The organism is Sphingobium xenophagum, from assembly GCF_031457465.1.
Lineage (GTDB): Bacteria > Pseudomonadota > Alphaproteobacteria > Sphingomonadales > Sphingomonadaceae > Sphingobium > Sphingobium xenophagum_A.
Genome location: NZ_JAVDWV010000012.1, coordinates 36,260 through 53,639, shown reverse-complemented (window position 1 = coordinate 53,639; position 17,380 = coordinate 36,260). Strand labels below are relative to the sequence as shown.

The window sequence follows — 17,380 nt, the reverse complement described above, 5'->3', positions numbered from 1 at the left end:
CAGCGCATCATTTCCCTTCCCGCCACGATCCACGCCATCGGCACGGCTGTCCCCGATACCGACATCCACCCGGCCTTCATTGAGTGGGCGGGCGAACGGATCGCCGACCGACGCGAACGGGCGTTGTTCACGCGCATGGCGCAGCGCAGCGGGATCGAGCATCGCTGGTCGGTGCTGGACGGTGGCAATGGATCGCCGACCACGCAGGGCGGCTTCTATGGCGGGTCATGGCCGACCACGGCGCAGCGCATGGCCATCTATGCCGACGCGGCCCCGATTCTCGCCACGCGCGCGGTAGCGGCTCTGGCCGATAAGGTGGCGATCGACGGCATCACCCATCTGGTGGTGGCCAGTTGCACGGGCTTCATCGCGCCGGGAATCGACCAGAAGCTGGTTACGATGCTGGGGCTGGACCCGACGGTCGAGCGACTGATGGTCGGCTATATGGGCTGCTATGCCGCGATCGTCGCGCTGCGATCCGCGCGCCATATCGTGCGATCGGAACCGGATGCGCGCGTGCTGGTGGTGTGCGTGGAACTCAGCAGCCTGCATCTGCAGGACGATGCACGGGTCGAACCATTGCTGGCGATGCTGCAATTTGGCGATGGCGCGGCGGCGGCGCTGGTCAGCGCCGGGCCGGGCGGCATCGCGCTCGGCCAGCCCTTCGCCATGACCGTGCCCGATACGGAGGCGCTGATCCGCTGGGATCTGGGTGATCATGGTTTCGCCATGCATTTGTCGGGCGAAGTGCCCGGCGCGATCGCGCAGGCGTTGGCGGGCACGATCACCTTGCCGATTCCCGCTAACAGCGTCGATCTATGGGCGGTGCATGCAGGGGGTCGATCGATCCTCGACGCCGTGGCGCGCGCGCTCGATCTCGCCCCCGACGCGCTCGACCATAGCCGCGCTGTCTTGCGCGCCTTTGGCAATATGTCCTCGGCGACGCTGATGTTCGTGCTGGCGCGCATCTTGGGCGGCGACGCACGCGGGCAGGGGATGGCGCTGGCCTTCGGGCCGGGGCTTGCGGCCGAAGGTCTGACCTTCCACCGGGCGGACACATGAAGCGATCGCTTGCGCAGGAGCAGATGGATGCGGCCGACCTGCCCGAAGCCGTCTATGCGCGGGTGCTGGCTGATCTCGACCGGGTCAATCGCGTCACGCTGGCGGCGCGGCCCACGCTGGGATTCCTCGATCGCGCGGTAACAGGCCCGTTCCGGCTGCTCGATGTCGGCTATGGCGATGGCGGCATGCTGCGGCGGATCGCGGCCTGGGCGAAGCGGCGTGGCATTGCCTGCACGCTCGTCGGCATCGACCTCAACCCACGTAGCCAGGCCGTGGCGCAGGCGCGCACCGACCCGGCGCTGGCCATCGACTATCGCACCGGCGACTATGCCGCGCTGGCGGATGAACCATGGGACATCATTATCTCCAGCCTGGTCACCCACCATATGGATGACGCGGAGCGGCTGGCGTTCCTGCATTTCATGGAGGATCAGGCGCGCATGGGCTGGTTCGTCAACGACCTGCATCGCCATGGCTTTGCCTATCATGGCTATCCGCTGCTCGCCCGCCTGCTGGGCGTCCATCCGATCGTGCGCGCCGACGGGCAATTGTCGATCGCGCGCAGTTTCGTGCCCGACGAATGGCAAGCGATGCTGGCGACGGCTAACATTGGGGACGCGCGCATCAAGCGTGTCTTCCCCTTCCGGCTCTGCGTCGCCCGGCAACGATGAAGCCGCCGCTGATCCTCGGCGCAGGTCCGGCAGGCGCGGCAGCAGCGCTGCGGCTGGCGCGGTTGGGGGCGGAGCCGCTGCTGATTGATCGGCAGCAGGTGCCGGGGGATGCGCTGTGCGGCGGGTTTCTTAGCTGGGCGACGATCGCGCAGATTGAGGCGCTGGGCATCGACGCAGCTATGCTCGGCGGCCACCGGATCGACCGGCTGGCACTGTTCGCAGGCGGGCAAGAGATAGAGCTGCCGCTCCCGGCGCCCGGCATGGGCCTGTCGCGGCATCGACTCGACACGCTGCTACGCGCTACTGCAACCGAGGCCGGGGTGACCTTCCGCCTGGGCCATGCCGTGCGCACACTGACACCGACCGCGATCACCCTGGACGATGGGCAGGCGCTCGACTGGGACAGCCTGTTCCTCGCCACCGGCAAGCATGATGTGCGCGGCGCGGCGCGCCCCCGTGACGGCGCAGACCCAGAACTCGGCCTGCGATTGCGCCTGCCCGCCAGCCCTGCACGCCAACGCCTGATCGGCGGCCGGATCGAGTTGCACTGGGTCGAGGGCGGCTATGTCGGCCTGTTGTTGCAGGAGGATGGCAGCGCCAATCTGTGCATGGCGGTGCGCAAGAGCCGCTTGATTGCAGCGGGTGGCCGTCCGCTTGGCCTGATCGCGGCGCTGGCCGATCGTTCGCCCGCGCTGGCCGATCGGCTGGGGGATGTGTCCGCCGCTGGCAGCGTCGATGCGATCGGCGATGTCCCCTATGGCTGGCGCGCGACCACGACCTGGCCGGGCCTCTATCGGCTTGGCGATCAGGCGGCGGTGATCCCGTCGCTGGCGGGGGAGGGGATCGGTATCGCGCTCGCCAGCGCCGCAGAGGCCGTGGCGCAATGGCAAGCGCAGGGACGCGACGGCGCAGAGCGCTATCAACGCCATTTCGCGCGGCGGGCGCTGCTGCCCTTGCGCGCGGCGGCGGGGTTTCGCGCGCTGGGGCGCTATCCCGGCCTGCTCCGTGTCCTGAGCGCAACACCGGGGGCTGCAAGGCTCGCCATGCGCCTCACCCGCATTGCCGAAGCTTGATCGACGCGCCCCACGCACCCATATTGCGGCCATGGAAAAGCTGACTCTGACCGATGCGGAATGGCGCGCGCGCCTTTCGCCTGAACGCTATCATGTGCTGCGCGAAGGCGGCACCGAGCGAGCCTTTACCGGCAATCTCAACGCCAACAAGGTGGATGGCGTCTATTATTGCGCCGGCTGCGGCACCGAATTGTTCGATGCCGAGGAAAAATATGACAGCGGCTCCGGCTGGCCCAGTTTCACCGCGCCAGTGGACATCGACGCGGTCGAGGAAATCCGCGACGTCAGCCACGGCATGGTCCGCACCGAGGTCCGCTGCGCCAAGTGCGACGGGCATCTGGGCCATGTCTTCCCCGATGGTCCGGGCGTCAACGGGCTGCGCTATTGCATGAACAGCGCCTCGCTCGACTTCAAACCACGCCAGGATGACTGATCGTTCATCGTCCGTAAAGCAGCCATCGTCATGGAGACGGCCACGGCATTTTTCCCGGCAAAGCGTCTAAATCACGCTGGCCGGGGCCGGGATTAGCGCGTATCCGGGGCGGCACAGATGGCAGGATCAGGCAAGAGCAAGGGCGCGCCCAGCCGCGCGAAGACATGGGCGCTGCGCACGGTGAAGATCGGCGTGGCGGCAGCGGTGGCGGGCCTTTTGGCGATCGTGATCGCGGTCGTCTTCGCGCTCCAGTCGCTCCCTGATTATGGCAGCCTCAAATCCTCCCCCAATGGCCAGATGATCCGCGTTCATGCCGCCGACGGCAGCGTGATTGTGTCGCTGGGGCCGAGTTTTGGCCGCTGGCTCGACTATGATCAGATCCCGCAGGTCATGATCGACGCGATGGTGTCGACCGAAGACAAGCGCTTCTATCATCATCCCGGCGTCGATCCGGTCGGCATGGCACGCGCGGCCTGGGTCGCGGTCGAAAATCGCGGCACCGGCCGCCGCCTGCAGGGCGCATCGACCATCACCCAGCAGGTGACGCGCAACATCTTCCTCAACAACAGCTATAGTTTCGGTCGCAAGATTCGCGAGATGGTGCTGGCTCTGGCGCTGGAGCGCAAATTCTCCAAGCGGCAGATTCTCGAACTCTACCTCAACAAAGTCTATTTCGGCGGCGGCGCCTATGGCATCGACGCTGCCAGCCGCAAATTTTTCGGCCATCCCGCCACGACGCTCGACCTGGCCGAAGCGGCAATCGTCGCAGGGCTGGTGAAGGCCCCGTCCAGCTATTCCCCCACTGCCGATGCGGAAGCCGCCATTGGCCGGGCGGGCGTGGTGCTGGACCTGATGGTGCAAAATGGCGTCATCAGCGCGGCGGACAAGGCGGCGGCCGACATTGCCAATGTCGCGCTCGCGCCCGAACCGCCGCAGAACAGCGTGCGCTATTTCACCGACTGGGCGCTGCCGCAGCTCGACGTGCTGATCGACGAGTCCAACGAGCCGCTGGAAGTCTATACCACCATCGACCTCAGCATGCAAAATGCGGCGACGGCGGCGATCAAGGCCAATGTGCCGTCGGGTACGCAAGGCGCTTTGGTCAGCCTGGACCGCGACGGCGCGGTGCGCGCGCTGGTCGGCGGCCTCGATTATGTGACGTCCAATTACAACCGCGCGACCACCGCGACGCGGCAGCCTGGATCGGCGTGGAAGATCTTCGTCTATATGGCCGCGCTGGAGGCGGGCTATACCCCCGATACCGGCGTCACCGACGAGCCGGTCGACATCAACGGATGGAAGCCGCGCAACAGCTCCGGGCGCTTTTCGGGCGATATCGATATCCGCACTGCCTTCGCCTATTCGATCAACACCGTCGCGGCGAAGCTGGGCGTCGAGGTCGGCTTCCCGACTGTCGCCGACATGGCCCGCCGCTTTGGCGTGACGACGCCGATCAACACCCATCCCTCGATGGTGCTGGGCACGTCCGACGTTCGGCTGATCGACATGACCCGCGCCTTCGCCTCGATCGCGCGCAAGGGCATCGCCGTCACCCCCTATGGCATTACCAAGGTGACGACGGCGGACGGTCGCCTACTCTACGAGCATCAGGATGATACCAGCCGCGTGCTGGTCGCCCCCTGGGTCGCGGCGGGCATGACCGACCTGATGCAGACCGCCGTGTCCACCGGCACTGGCAAGGCCGCGCAGATCGGCCGCCCCGTAGCAGGCAAGACCGGCACGACCAGCAGCAACAAGGATGGCTGGTTCCTGGGCTTTTCCAGCGGCATCACGACCGGCGTATGGATGGGCCGCGACGATGCGCGCGCGGTGGGCGTGCTGCAGGGTGGCCGTGCCCCGGCCCGCGCCTTTGCCGACTATATGAAGGTCGCCGTGGCCAAGCGACCCGTGGAACAGTTTGAAACCCAGGTGACCCTGCCCGAATGGCAATTGGAGCCGGACGAGGAGGCCTATTATGGCAGCCCGGATGGCGAGGCCGAGGGCGGCATGATGGTGGATGAAAACGGCCTTCCCATCGAACGCCCGCGCCGATCCGCACGAGGCGAGGAAGCCGATGACCAGCAAATGGAAATTGACCCCGAAGACCGGCCACAACCCCAGCAGCTCGACCAGCAATGGATCGACAATGTGCTGGGCCGCGACCGGCAGCGACAGCCGCCGCCCCGCCCGGTCCCGACCCCCTGATCGCTATCCTTTGGGTGGTATGATCGCCGCCAACTGCGTCCTCTCCAACTCGCTCGCATCGGGCAGCAAAAAGTCGACCTTGCCCCGGCCGAAGTCGATCGCCACCCGGTCGAACAGGCGCAGCGCGCTGATGCCCAGCAGCAGCGCGGGCTTGTCCGCCATGCCCAGCTCCGCAAAGGGGCTGGCATCGACGAACAGGACTGGCACGTCGATCAGGTTGACCCGGCCCATCTTCACGGACTTGATCCGGCCCACCTCTCCGCTCAGCGTCCCGCCGGTCACGCTGGTCAGCGACGCGGTGAGCAATTCGGGCGCGCGCTTCTTGGCGATCAGCTTATTGCGCAGCGCCATATTGCCGATGCTGAAGTCCGTGCCGGTGTCGAGCATGATGGCGACGCGCATGCCGTTGACGTTGGAATCGAGCAGGATCAACTGACCACGCTTGCGCCGGGCCTCCACCACGATCGTATCGGGATCGACGCTGACGGGGCGGCGGGGATGGCTGCTGGCGATGGCCATCCGCCCGCTGCGGAAATCCAGCGTCACCCGCTTGGCATGCAGGCTGTCCAGCCCCAGCAGTCCCGGTGCGCCCAGATGCTCGCCTTCCAGCACCGGGGCTTCGATATCGTCTATCGTGCCGCCCGCAAAACCCAGGCGCGGCACCGCCACCGTGCTGGCCTCCGACCGGCCGGTCATGCTGATGATGGTGACGCTGGTGCGCGCGGGCAGGGCGAGCCGTTCCGCCAGATCGCGCGCGATCACGGTGCGCTGCGATCCCGTGTCGATGACAAAGTTCCACGGGCCCTTGCCGTCAATATGGATGGGGATCGTTACGCGCGCGTCAAGCGAAGCGCCGGTGGGGACGACGGTCGGCGGAATGTCGGGGTCGAGCGCGGGACTGGTCTGCGCGCCAACCGGCATCCAGGCTGCCGCCAGCCCGATCGCTAGTCCCGCGAAGCGCACGGCGCACAGCCCTGCGCGGTGCCGTCTCATGTCCGCATCCTTTCCGCTTATCTTATGGTCCCGCTATAGCATGAATCCCGGTCATCGCGCCAGCGCCACCCTTGGCCCCGAATCGCCGCTGCGCCGCGCTTTCCGCCACTGATCGGCGCACTCCCGCCTTGACTTGGCGGGCCGCGCCTCGCTAAATGCGCGCACGATCGACCTTGCCTGTTCGCGGCAAGCGTCTGGCAGCGTCCTGCTCGCCTGTTTCTCGCCGTTTCCGGCGCCTGTCTCCCTCTCGTCATCGGACCGACTCGCAATGCATCTCAAGGACCTTAAGAAAACAGCGCCCGCCGACCTCGTGCAGCTTGCCGAGGAACTGGGCGTCGAGGGCGCGTCGACCCTGCGCAAGCAGGATCTGATGTTCGCGATCCTCAAGGCCGAGGCGGAAAATGGCGAGCAGATCATGGGCGAAGGCACGATCGAAGTGCTGCCCGACGGCTTCGGCTTCCTGCGCAGCCCGGAAGCGAACTTCCTGGCTGGCCCCGACGATATTTATGTGTCGCCCAACCAGGTGCGCCGCTTCGGCCTGCGCACTGGCGATACGGTGGACGGCGAAATCCGCGCGCCCAAGGATGGCGAGCGCTATTTCGCTTTGGTGAAGCTCAACACCGTCAATTTCGATGATCCCGACGTGGTCCGTCATCGCGTCAATTTCGACAATTTGACGCCGCTCTATCCCGAATCCAAGCTGACGCTCGATCCCGGCGACCCGACCCAGAAGGACAAGTCGGCGCGCGTCATCGACATCGTCTCGCCGCAGGGCAAGGGCCAGCGCACCCTGATCGTCGCGCCGCCGCGCGTCGGCAAGACGGTGATGCTGCAGAACATCGCCAAGGCCATCACCGACAATCATCCCGAAGTCTTCCTGATCGTCCTGCTGATCGACGAGCGCCCGGAAGAAGTCACCGACATGCAGCGCAGCGTGAAGGGCGAGGTCGTGTCCTCCACCTTCGACGAGCCTGCCACCCGCCACGTCCAGGTCGCCGAAATGGTGATCGAAAAGGCCAAGCGCCTGGTCGAGCATAAGAAGGATGTCGTCATCCTGCTCGATTCCATCACTCGTCTCGGTCGCGCCTATAACACTGTCGTCCCTTCGTCGGGCAAGGTGCTGACCGGCGGCGTGGACGCCAATGCGCTCCAGCGGCCCAAGCGTTTCTTCGGTGCCGCGCGCAATATCGAGGAAGGCGGTTCGCTCTCCATCATCGCCACCGCGCTGATCGACACCGGCAGCCGCATGGACGAAGTGATCTTCGAAGAGTTCAAGGGCACCGGCAACTCGGAAATCGTGCTGGATCGCAAGGTCGCGGACAAGCGCATCTTCCCGGCGCTCGACGTCGGCAAATCCGGCACCCGCAAGGAAGAGCTGCTGGTCGACAAGGGCACGCTCAGCAAGATGTGGGTGCTGCGTCGCATCCTGATGCAGATGGGCACGATCGACGCGATGGAGTTCCTGCTCGACAAGATGAAGGATTCCAAGACCAACGAGAATTTCTTCGATTCGATGAACCAGTAAGCGGGATAGCGCCGTTATGTTCGACCTTCTCACCACTGCCGCCGCCGCCGCCCAGGGGTTGGGCTCGCCCGCTGATATTTGGGGGCATATTGTCGCAGATTTCAGCAATATAACCTCCCCTAGCCAGCTTAAGGCCTTCGGGGCGGTGCTGATGATCGACATCATGCTCGCAGGTGACAATGCGATCGTCGTCGGCGCACTCGCCGCCGGGTTGCCAGCCGCGCAGCGCAAGAAGGTGATCCTCATCGGGATCATCGCTGCATTGGTTCTTCGCATCGCCTTTGCGCTGGTGGTCAGCCAATTGATGCAGATCGTTGGGCTGATCCTCGCCGGTGGTCTGCTGCTGCTATGGGTCAGTTTCAAAATGTGGCGGGAGCTACACCCCAAGCGGGGTCTGGATACGCCCGACGATAGCAGCGACGACGATATATCGGGCTTACGTCCGGCCAAAAGCTTCGCTGCGGCCGCATGGGCGGTGGCCGTCGCCGATGTGTCGATGAGTCTGGACAATGTGCTGGCGGTTGCTGGCGCGGCTAAAGATCATCCTGGCATCCTGATCATCGGCTTGATCCTGTCGGTCGCCCTGATGGGCGTCGCGGCGAACATCATCGCTAAATATATCGAGCGGTTCCGCTGGATCGCGTATGTCGGGCTTGCCGTGATCGTCTATGTCGCGGGGAAGATGATCTATGAAGGGTTCGTTGATCATAATGTCGGCATATTGACGCTTTTTGTATGATTCTCGGCTGATTATCCATCCACCCGGATAGGGGATATTTGGCTTTTCTGGAGCCATAACCGCCTTATAGTTATAGCCTGACTGCATCTGGAACTGGGGATACATAATGGCGACGATTGCTGACATATTCGAATTGATGCGCAAAAGCCCCATGAATGACTGGGTGGGCGGATCGGATCCAGAGGCCGTGGGCGGCGCGTCAGTGCAGATTGTCCAGCGGTTGACGACAATTCACAATGGCGCAAGTCGGGTACTGGATTTTGGTTGCGGCATCGGGCGCGGCCTTGTGGCCCTACGTAAAATGGGCGTCGCGCCCAAAGAAATTGTGGGCATGGACATCATGCCACCAGTCATAGATTTCTGTAATCAGAATATTCAGCCGAATATCGACAACGTTAAATTTGAGCTGATCAACGATCGTAATGATCATTATGATCAGTTTATATCATCGAATAATGGCAAATCCCGCGATGAACTGGCGGAACAATATCGCAGTAACTTCCATGTGGGCTATGCTTTTTCGGTATTTACGCATGTGACGAAAAAGGACTTTGGCGGTTTATTGAAATTTATTTCAGCGATGATGGCACCGGGCGGTCGCTTTGTGATGACCTGTTTCGAGCTGAACGAATTTTCCCGCTACATGATTGATCATGGCCAATCCATTTTCCCCTTGGAAAATCGCGTGATGCAGGAAGGTGGCAAGGTCATGATCGCCAACGACTATGACCCATTGGCCTTCATCGCGTTCGATCGGGAACTGGTTGCGCAGATGGTGTCGGATGCCGGCATGGCCATCACTAAAGTGGAATATGGGTGCTGGATGGGCGGTGGCATCGGCTCGTCTTTGCAGGACGTATTTGTCTGTACCAAATTACCGGATCTGATCTCCCGCGAGAATATCAAGATGACGGCGTTGGTCGATCGCAGCAAAATGGGCTGATTGGGGCGCTCAAGAATATTGTGGAAGGGGCGTGCCGCACAAAATGGCACGCCCTTTTTTATGCGCGAATCAAGGGATCAACACGGTGCTGCCAATCGTCTGCCGTGCCTCCAATATTCTATGCGCCTCGGCCGCTTCGGCCAGGGCGAAATGCTGACCGATGGTTGCCCGCACGACCCCGCGCTGCATTCGGTAGAAAAGGCGCTCGGCTGTGTGGTTCAAAGCCTCTGGGGTTGCAACATAGTCCGCCAAAGTCGGGCGCGTGACATAGAGCGATCCGCCCCTGCTAAGGTCCAGCAAGCTGATCGGCGGCACTGCGCCTGACGCATTGCCATAACTTACCATCAGGCCCCGCCGTTTTAGACAGCCGAGTGAGGCCGTCCAACTATCCTTGCCAACGCCATCATAGACGACATCGACCCCAACGCCGTCGGTCAGGTCGCGCACCTTGGAAGGCAGATCGGCAAACGCACCGTGCAAGCGACGGTCGGCATCGACCAGCGCGGCCTTCTCCGCCGACCCGCAATGGGCGATGACTACCACGCCCTTGTCCCTTAGCCATGGGACCAGAACAGAAGCGACACCGCCCGCTGCTGCATGGACCAGAGCGACCTGTCCCGCTTTCAAGGCGACCGTGTCTTCGGCCAGGTAACAGGCGGTCATGCCTTTGAGCATCATCGCCGCCGCATCCACGTTCGATACGCCATCGGGTATCTTCACCGCGCGCTCGGCCGCTATGATGCGATGCGTGGCATAGGCACCCAGACCATGCGTGCACCCGACCCTATCCCCCACAGCATAGCCCGAAACGCCCGACCCGATCGCAATGACATGCCCTGCTCCCTCCAAGCCCAAGGGAATGGGTAGGGGGGCAGGGTAGAGGCCAGTGCGATAATAGATGTCGATAAAGTTCAGCCCGATCGCCTCTTGTGCGATCAGCAGTTCGCCGTCGCCCGGCATGCCCGGATCGAAATCCTCGCGCGCGATGACCTCCGGCCCGCCATGGCTGCGCGCCACCATCCGCCATGCGTCGCGCATCAGGCGAGATGCTCGGCGAAGAAATCGGCGGTGCGCTGGTCGGCCAATTGCGCCGCTTCCTCATTCCGTCGGCTGCCCATCTCGGCCGCGAAACCATGATCCAACCCGTCATAGTCATGCAATGTGACATGGCGGTTCGGCTCCAGTCCCTCATGTATCGTCTTTTGGGCGTCGGGCAGGACGAAATGATCAGCGGTCGGAATATGCAGCATCACCGGCTTTCCGATCGCCTTCGCTTCGCCCAGCAAGCCGTCGATCCCAACGCCATAATAGGACACGAACGCATCGCCATCGGTGCGGCACGCCGCCATGAACGCGAGCCGACCGCCCAGGCAGTAGCCGACCAGACCGACCTTGCCGCCATCGACCGCCGCCCGCGCAGCCTTGATCGTCGCTTCGATGTCGCGGATCGCCTGATCCTGGTTCAGCTTCTGCATATAGCCAAGCGCGGCCTGAAACTCCTCCGGGACGTCGGGGTCGAGTTCGACATGCGGCTTTTCGCGCCAGAACAGGTCGGGTGCATAGGCGACATAGCCGGCCTTTGCCCAATTGTCGCATTTCCGGCGGATGCCTTCATTCACACCGAAAATTTCCTGAATGACGATGATCGCCGCTTTGGCGTCGTCCCCTTCCGGCCGTGCCACATAAGCATCGAACCGTGCATCGCCCTCCAGCGTATTGATCGGGGTAAAGCCTGTCATGTCGCATTCCTTCTCGCTATTGGCCGTAGGGGTTGCGCCTGCATATTGGCGCATAGCATAGGACGCGCAACCAGCGGCGCGCGCAAAAAATTTGCCACCATGCGCCTGTTTGCGGCATGACGGGCGAAAGATAGTCAAACATGATGGGAAGGCCCGGAATATGAAGGTAACGGTCGATGTGGATTGCAGCCCGGCCGAGGCGCGCGCCTTTCTCGGCCTGCCCGATGTGACGCCAATCCACGACAAATATATTCGCACCGTACTCGACAGTTTCGAAGGGGTCGGCAACGTCGAACAGATGGAAACCCTGTTCAAGAGCTTCTCACCCATGGGCGATGCCGGCGTGCGCCTGTTCCAGCAGATGATGAATATCGGCCTGTCCGGCATGGGCGGGACGGGCGACAAGAAATAGGATCGTCGCCGCGCCGATGACCGACACGATTTTCGCCCTGTCCAGCGGCGCGCCGCCCGCAGGGATAGCGGTAGTGCGGATCAGCGGGCCGGATGCGCGCATGGCTCTACATCGTCTCGCCGGGCGTGAGCCACCGCCGCGCCAGGCCAGCCTTGCGCTGCTCACCGATCCGCAGGATGGCGCGGCATTGGATAGGGCGCTCATCCTTTGGCTGCCCGGACCTACCACCGTTACCGGCGAGGATCTGGTTGAGCTCCATTGTCATGGCGGCCGCGCCGTCGTCGCGGCAGTGGAGGCGGCGCTGGCCGCAATGCCTGGACTGCGCCGTGCCGAAGCGGGCGAGTTCACGCGCCGTGCCTTTACCAATGGCCGGATGGACCTGAACGCGGTGGAAGGTCTGTCGGACCTGCTCGCCGCCGAAACCCAGCAACAACGCCGCGCTGCGCTGATGATGGCCGAGGGGCATTTTTCGCGTCGGGTCGAGGGATGGCGCCGCGCCGTGCTGGACCTGTCGGCCATGGCTGAAGCCGCGCTGGATTTTTCCGATGAGGATGATGTGCCCGACGCCGCGATCGAAGCGCGGATCGGTACAGGCATAGCGGCGCTTGGGCAAGATATCGGCATCGCCCTTGCCGCGCCATCGGCCGAACGGCTGCGCGACGGCATTCGCGTCGTGCTGGCGGGGCCACCTAATGCAGGCAAGTCGACCCTGCTCAATGCGCTGGTCGGGCGCGATGCCGCGATTGTGTCCGACATCGCCGGGACAACGCGCGACCGCATCGAAGCGCCTGCCGCGATCGGCGGCACGGCTTTCCTCTTCACCGACACCGCTGGCCTGCATGAGGGGACGGGCGATGCGATCGAGGCGATCGGCATGGACCGCGCGCGGGCGGCGCTCGATGCGGCGGACATCATCCTGTGGCTGGGCGACGCGGCCGACCTGCCGCGCGCCGATGCGCTGTTGATCGCCGCCCAGTGCGATCGCGATGCGACCCGGCCTGGCCTTCCACTGTCCGCGCGAACGGGGGAGGGGATGGAGACCCTCGTCACCACCTTGCTCGATCGCGCCGCGCAACTGTTGCCGGGCGATGGCGATTATGCCCTCCATGCCCGCCAGCGGGCGAGTGTCGCGACGTTGCTCGCGCATATTGAGGCAGCGCAGCGGGATATCGACTTGTTGGTCATCGCCGAAGAATTGCGCCAGGCGCGGCGGGCGATTGATAGGCTGACGGGGCAGGCGGGAACCGAGGATATGCTTGATCGCCTCTTCTCCGGTTTCTGCATCGGCAAATAGGCAATGTTCCACGTGGAACGCTTTTGACCGCGATGCCCTGAATCTGCTACAGGCGACGCATGCAGACTTGCTATAATGTGATTGTGGTCGGTGGCGGCCATGCCGGGTGCGAAGCGGCCGCCGCCGCTGCGCGCAAAGGCGCGCGCGTCGCCCTGCTCACCTTTGACCGCGCAACCGTTGGGGCCATGTCCTGCAACCCGGCGATCGGTGGGTTGGGCAAAGGGCATCTGGTGCGGGAAGTCGATGCGCTCGATGGCCTGATCGGACGGGCGGCCGATCAGGCGGCCATTCACTATCGCATGTTGAACAGCAGCAAGGGGGCGGCGGTGCAGGGGCCGCGCATCCAGGCCGATCGCAAACGCTATCGTGCGGCGATCCATCACATGCTGGACGCGCAGCAAGGCCTCACCATCGTTGAAGGCGAAGCCGCTGGGCTGCTGCTTGATCAAGGCGCCATTGCCGGATTGATCTTGGCAGACGGCCGCACATTGGCGGCCGCGTCGGTTATCCTGGCAACCGGCACTTTCCTCGGCGGCAAGCTGTTTCGCGGCGACGAACGTGAAGTCGGGGGCCGGGTGGGCGAACGCGCTGCCACCAGCCTTGGTGTCCAACTGCGTGATCTCGCTTTGCCGATCGGTCGTCTTAAGACGGGCACCCCGCCACGCATTGACGGCCGCACCATAGATTGGGCGGGGCTAGAGGCCCAGCCGTCTGATAGCGATGGTTGGACGATGTCGCCCCTCACCGTAGCGCGGCCCTTGCCGCAACTGGCTTGCGCGATCACGCGCACCAATGCGACGACCCATCAGATTATCCGTGACGGTCTTGGTCGCTCACCGCTTTTCAGTGGTGCGATCGAAGGGCGCGGACCGCGCTACTGCCCGTCGATTGAGGACAAGATCCAGCGCTTTGGCGACCGCGATGGCCATCAGATTTTTCTGGAACCCGAAGGGCTGGACGATCCGCTCGTCTATCCCAATGGGATCAGCACATCATTGCCAACCGATGTGCAGGTGGCGATGCTGCAATCAATGGCGGGACTGGAGCGGGCGGCCATTGTCGTGCCCGGCTATGCGGTCGAATATGATCATATCGACCCGCGCGCGCTCGACGCCAGCCTGGAGGTGCGGGCAATTCCTGGCCTTTTCTGTGCCGGCCAGATCAACGGCACGACAGGCTATGAAGAAGCTGCTGCCCAAGGGCTGGTCGCCGGTATCAATGCCGCAGCACGGGCACGGGGCGAAGCGGCCATGATCCTTGATCGGGCCAGCAGCTATATCGGCGTCATGATCGACGATCTCACTTTGCAGGGCGTGACTGAGCCTTATCGCATGTTGACCGCGCGCGCCGAATATCGCCTGCGTCTGCGCGCCGACAATGCCGAAACGCGGCTCGGCGCGATTGGCCTGGCGCATGGTCTGATCGGCCCTCTGCGCCGTAAGCGGATGGCCGAGCGCAGTGCGCTGCGGACGGATATTGAAGCCGAGCTGGCGCAACCCATCGGGGCGACGGACATGGCACGCGCCGGTGCGGCGGTGCGTCAGGATGGAGTGCGCCGTAGCCTCTTTGAATGGGCGCGCTTCCCCGAAGTCGATCGTGCCCTGATCCTTTCGCTTGCGCCACGCCTGGCCGCCGCACCCGCCGACTTGCGCGCGGAGATATTGGAAGATGCCCATTACGCGCCTTATCTCCAACGGCAGGATGCCGAGATTGCCGATCTGCGCCGCAACGAGCGGGTCTTCATTCCCGCCGATTTTGATTTCGCTATGATCGGCGGACTGTCCACCGAAATGATCGAACGACTCGATGCCGCGCGTCCTGATACGTTGGCCGCCGCCGGGCGCGTGCGGGGCGTGACCCCTGCGGCGCTTGCTGCCATCCTTGTCCATGTGCGCAAGGTGGCCGCGTGACCGAGGAAGAGGCGCGTGTCTGGTTATCCGCGCATTTTGATGTTTCACGTGAAACAATGGCGCGGCTTGAGCGGTTCGTCGAAATCCTGCTCGCGGCGATGGACGAACAAAATCTGATCGCGGAATCCACCCGGCCCCACATCTGGGCGCGCCATATTGTCGATTCCGCGCAACTGCTCACCCATGGCAATTCGGCCGGAGAGGGGGCGTGGGTCGATCTTGGTTCCGGGGCAGGTCTGCCCGGTATCGTGGTTGCGTGCCTGTCTGAACGCCCAGTGCTGATGGTCGAATCGCGACGCAAACGGATAGACTTTCTGAACGAGGCTATCGCCCTGTTGAACCTGCCTCACGCTTCTGTCTTTGGTGGGCGGGTGGAGCTGGTGCCGCCGCGCGCTGCGGGCGTCATCAGCGCCCGCGCTTATGCGCCGCTGCCGCGGCTGCTGGAATCGGCCGCGCATCTGTCCGATAAAAATACCCTCTGGGTTCTGCCAAAGGGACGAAATGCACAAAATGAACTGGAGGCGACGCGCCCATCATGGCAGGGTGTGTTTCACGTGGAACCGAGCGTAACGGATGCGGATAGCGCCATCATCGTCGCGCACGCCGTCAAACCCGTCGTCAGAAAGAAAGGTCGCGCATGATCTGTATCGCCATCGCCAATCAGAAGGGCGGCGTGGGTAAGACCACGACGGCGATCAACCTCGCTACCGGCCTTGCGGCTACCGGCCTGCGTGTGCTGCTGCTGGACCTTGATCCGCAGGGCAATGCCTCGACCGGCCTCGGCATCGGCCAGGCCGAACGGGTGCGGTCGAGCTATGACCTGCTCGTTGGCAATTGTGCGCTGGAGGACACGATCGTCACGACCCGCGTGCCCAAGCTTGATCTCGTCCCCGCGACGCAGGATTTGTCGGGCTGCGAGATTGAGCTGATCGACTATGAAGAGCGGACTCACCGGCTGGCGCGTGTGCTGGCCGAAGCGCCGCAGGGCCGTTGGGATATCTGCCTCATCGACTGCCCACCTTCGCTTGGTCTGCTGACCATTAACGCGATGGTCGCGGCCCAATCCTTGCTCGTCCCGCTGCAATGCGAATTTTTTGCGCTCGAAGGGCTGTCGCAATTGCTCCAGACGGTCGAGCGGATTCGCGGCCGCTTCAATCCCGGTCTCTCGATCATGGGCGTGGCGCTGACCATGTATGACCGGCGCAATCGGCTGACCGATCAGGTGGCAGATGACGTGCGCGCCTGCCTGGGCGATCTTGTCTTCACCACCGTCATCCCGCGCAACGTGCGCTTGTCCGAAGCGCCCAGCCATGGCGTCCCCGCCTTGATCTACGACTTCCGCTGTTCCGGGTCGGAAGCCTATATGCAGCTTGCGCGCGAACTAATTGCGCGTTTGCCCCGACAGGAGGTTGCCGCTTGAGCGACGAAACGACCGACAAGCCGAAAATTGCCAAGCGGCCGCACGGCTTGGGCAGGGGACTGTCCGCCCTGCTCGGCGATGTCGCGCGCGAAGAACCCGTCGCCCCCGCCGCCGCGCCGTCCAGCAAGGCGGTACAGAATATCGAAGTGTCACTGATTCAGCCGCACCCGGAACAGCCACGTCGCCATTTCGACGAAGGCGCGTTGCAGGAACTGGCGGACAGTATTGCCAAGCGTGGCGTGATCCAGCCGATCATTGTGCGCCCGCATGGCGGCGGCTTTCAAATCGTCGCGGGCGAACGCCGCTGGCGCGCGGCGCAAAAGGCGCAGCTCCATCGTATCCCCGCGATCGTCCGCGATTTCGATGAGCAGGAAACACTGGAGATCGCGCTGATCGAAAATATCCAGCGCGAGGATCTAAACCCGATAGAAGAGGCCGAGGCCTATCGCAAACTGATCGGTGACTTTCAGCATACACAGGACGCGCTGGGCCGCATCGTCGGCAAATCGCGCAGCCATATCGCCAACCTCATGCGCCTGCTTGACCTGCCCGCCTCGGTGCAGCAGCAGGTGATGGAACAGAAGATCAGCATGGGCCATGCCCGTGCGCTGATCGGCGTTCCTGATTGCGAAGCCCTGGCGCGACAGGTCGAAGAGAAGGGGCTGTCGGTCCGCGACACGGAGCAATTAGTTCGTCGCATGAAGGGAGGCGACAATGCTGCGGCACCCCGCCGCAATGGCGCTGCATCCGAACCCGATGCCGATATCGCCGCTCTGGAGCAGCATTTGGCCGACATATTGGGGATGAAAGTCGATGTCCGGCACGAAGGCCATGCCGGTGGGACGCTCACGCTGCGCTATTCCACTCTCGATCAGTTGGACATGCTGTGCCAGCGCCTGTCGGGTGAGCGGATTTAAGCGGGCCAAGCGCGAAAAACGAGCAACATCGCTGGCCTTTTCTT

17 protein-coding genes are annotated in these 17,380 nt (G+C 63.5%); 14 read left to right on the top strand and 3 right to left on the bottom strand.

The features are described from left to right. Positions 1–9: 9 nt before the first annotated feature. The 5 genes from J2W40_RS13430 (at position 10) to J2W40_RS13410 (ending at position 5,444) form a co-directional block, all read left to right on the top strand. Positions 10–1,062, top strand: a complete 1,053-nt coding sequence (locus tag J2W40_RS13430) for a type III polyketide synthase (protein ID WP_310225841.1) — start codon at positions 10–12, stop codon at positions 1,060–1,062. Beyond that, positions 1,059–1,733 (top strand): methyltransferase domain-containing protein, encoded by a 675-nt coding sequence (locus J2W40_RS13425; protein ID WP_310225615.1) that lies wholly within the window; start codon positions 1,059–1,061, stop codon positions 1,731–1,733. Before J2W40_RS13430 ends, J2W40_RS13425 begins: the two co-directional genes overlap by 4 nt. Next, the gene (locus J2W40_RS13420; protein ID WP_310225613.1) at positions 1,730–2,806 is read left to right on the top strand and encodes an NAD(P)/FAD-dependent oxidoreductase; all 1,077 of its coding nucleotides are present in this window, start codon (positions 1,730–1,732) and stop codon (positions 2,804–2,806) included. The genes J2W40_RS13425 and J2W40_RS13420 overlap by 4 nt, the downstream gene beginning before the upstream one ends. A gap of 31 nt (positions 2,807–2,837) precedes the next feature. Continuing rightward, positions 2,838–3,239: a peptide-methionine (R)-S-oxide reductase MsrB gene (msrB, locus tag J2W40_RS13415; RefSeq protein WP_310225611.1), complete on the top strand. Its 402-nt coding sequence runs from the start codon at positions 2,838–2,840 to the stop codon at positions 3,237–3,239. 117 nt (positions 3,240–3,356) lie between these two features. Next, positions 3,357–5,444: a transglycosylase domain-containing protein gene (locus J2W40_RS13410; RefSeq protein WP_310225609.1), complete on the top strand. Its 2,088-nt coding sequence runs from the start codon at positions 3,357–3,359 to the stop codon at positions 5,442–5,444. Positions 5,445–5,447: 3 nt separating this feature from the next. On the opposite strand, the gene J2W40_RS13405 is transcribed toward J2W40_RS13410, so the two are convergent. Further along, positions 5,448–6,437: an aspartyl protease family protein gene (locus tag J2W40_RS13405; protein ID WP_409050376.1), complete on the bottom strand. Its 990-nt coding sequence runs from the start codon at positions 6,435–6,437 to the stop codon at positions 5,448–5,450. 268 nt (positions 6,438–6,705) lie between these two features. On the opposite strand from J2W40_RS13405, the gene rho reads away from it, so the two are divergent. From rho to J2W40_RS13390, 3 genes are all read left to right on the top strand, one after another. Next, a complete protein-coding gene (rho, locus tag J2W40_RS13400; RefSeq protein WP_037478949.1) occupies positions 6,706–7,962 on the top strand; it encodes a transcription termination factor Rho in 1,257 nt (418 codons plus the stop codon). A 16-nt stretch (positions 7,963–7,978) separates the two neighbouring features. Next, positions 7,979–8,701 (top strand): YjbE family putative metal transport protein, encoded by a 723-nt coding sequence (locus J2W40_RS13395; RefSeq protein ID WP_310225606.1) that lies wholly within the window; start codon positions 7,979–7,981, stop codon positions 8,699–8,701. A gap of 106 nt (positions 8,702–8,807) precedes the next feature. After that, positions 8,808–9,644 (top strand): class I SAM-dependent methyltransferase, encoded by an 837-nt coding sequence (locus J2W40_RS13390; protein ID WP_310225604.1) that lies wholly within the window; start codon positions 8,808–8,810, stop codon positions 9,642–9,644. Between the two features lie 69 nt (positions 9,645–9,713). On the opposite strand, the gene J2W40_RS13385 is transcribed toward J2W40_RS13390, so the two are convergent. Together J2W40_RS13385 and J2W40_RS13380 are read right to left on the bottom strand one after the other, a co-directional pair. After that, positions 9,714–10,682, bottom strand: a complete 969-nt coding sequence (locus J2W40_RS13385) for a quinone oxidoreductase family protein (protein WP_310225602.1) — start codon at positions 10,680–10,682, stop codon at positions 9,714–9,716. Continuing rightward, entirely contained in the window at positions 10,682–11,383 is a 702-nt protein-coding gene (locus tag J2W40_RS13380; RefSeq protein ID WP_310225600.1) for a dienelactone hydrolase family protein, read from the bottom strand. The genes J2W40_RS13385 and J2W40_RS13380 overlap by 1 nt, the downstream gene beginning before the upstream one ends. Before the next feature lie 160 nt (positions 11,384–11,543). Here J2W40_RS13380 and J2W40_RS13375 point away from each other — a divergent pair, with 160 nt between their 5' ends. Genes J2W40_RS13375 through J2W40_RS13350 form a run of 6 tightly spaced genes read left to right on the top strand, consistent with a single transcriptional unit; the run spans position 11,544 to position 17,336 of the window. Continuing rightward, positions 11,544–11,795 (top strand): DUF6489 family protein, encoded by a 252-nt coding sequence (locus tag J2W40_RS13375; RefSeq protein WP_096063315.1) that lies wholly within the window; start codon positions 11,544–11,546, stop codon positions 11,793–11,795. Positions 11,796–11,811: 16 nt separating this feature from the next. Continuing rightward, entirely contained in the window at positions 11,812–13,089 is a 1,278-nt protein-coding gene (gene mnmE, locus J2W40_RS13370) for a tRNA uridine-5-carboxymethylaminomethyl(34) synthesis GTPase MnmE (protein ID WP_310225598.1), read from the top strand. Positions 13,090–13,148: 59 nt separating this feature from the next. Then, complete coding sequence (mnmG, locus tag J2W40_RS13365) at positions 13,149–14,999, top strand: tRNA uridine-5-carboxymethylaminomethyl(34) synthesis enzyme MnmG (protein WP_310225596.1); 1,851 nt, start codon at positions 13,149–13,151, stop codon at positions 14,997–14,999. Next, on the top strand, positions 14,996–15,640 hold the full coding sequence (rsmG, locus tag J2W40_RS13360; RefSeq protein ID WP_310225594.1) for a 16S rRNA (guanine(527)-N(7))-methyltransferase RsmG: 645 nt from the start codon (positions 14,996–14,998) through the stop codon (positions 15,638–15,640). Before mnmG ends, rsmG begins: the two co-directional genes overlap by 4 nt. Then, positions 15,637–16,419, top strand: a complete 783-nt coding sequence (locus J2W40_RS13355; protein ID WP_310225592.1) for a ParA family protein — start codon at positions 15,637–15,639, stop codon at positions 16,417–16,419. Before rsmG ends, J2W40_RS13355 begins: the two co-directional genes overlap by 4 nt. Next, on the top strand, positions 16,416–17,336 hold the full coding sequence (locus J2W40_RS13350; RefSeq protein ID WP_310225590.1) for a ParB/RepB/Spo0J family partition protein: 921 nt from the start codon (positions 16,416–16,418) through the stop codon (positions 17,334–17,336). The genes J2W40_RS13355 and J2W40_RS13350 overlap by 4 nt, the downstream gene beginning before the upstream one ends. Positions 17,337–17,380: the final 44 nt, after the last annotated feature.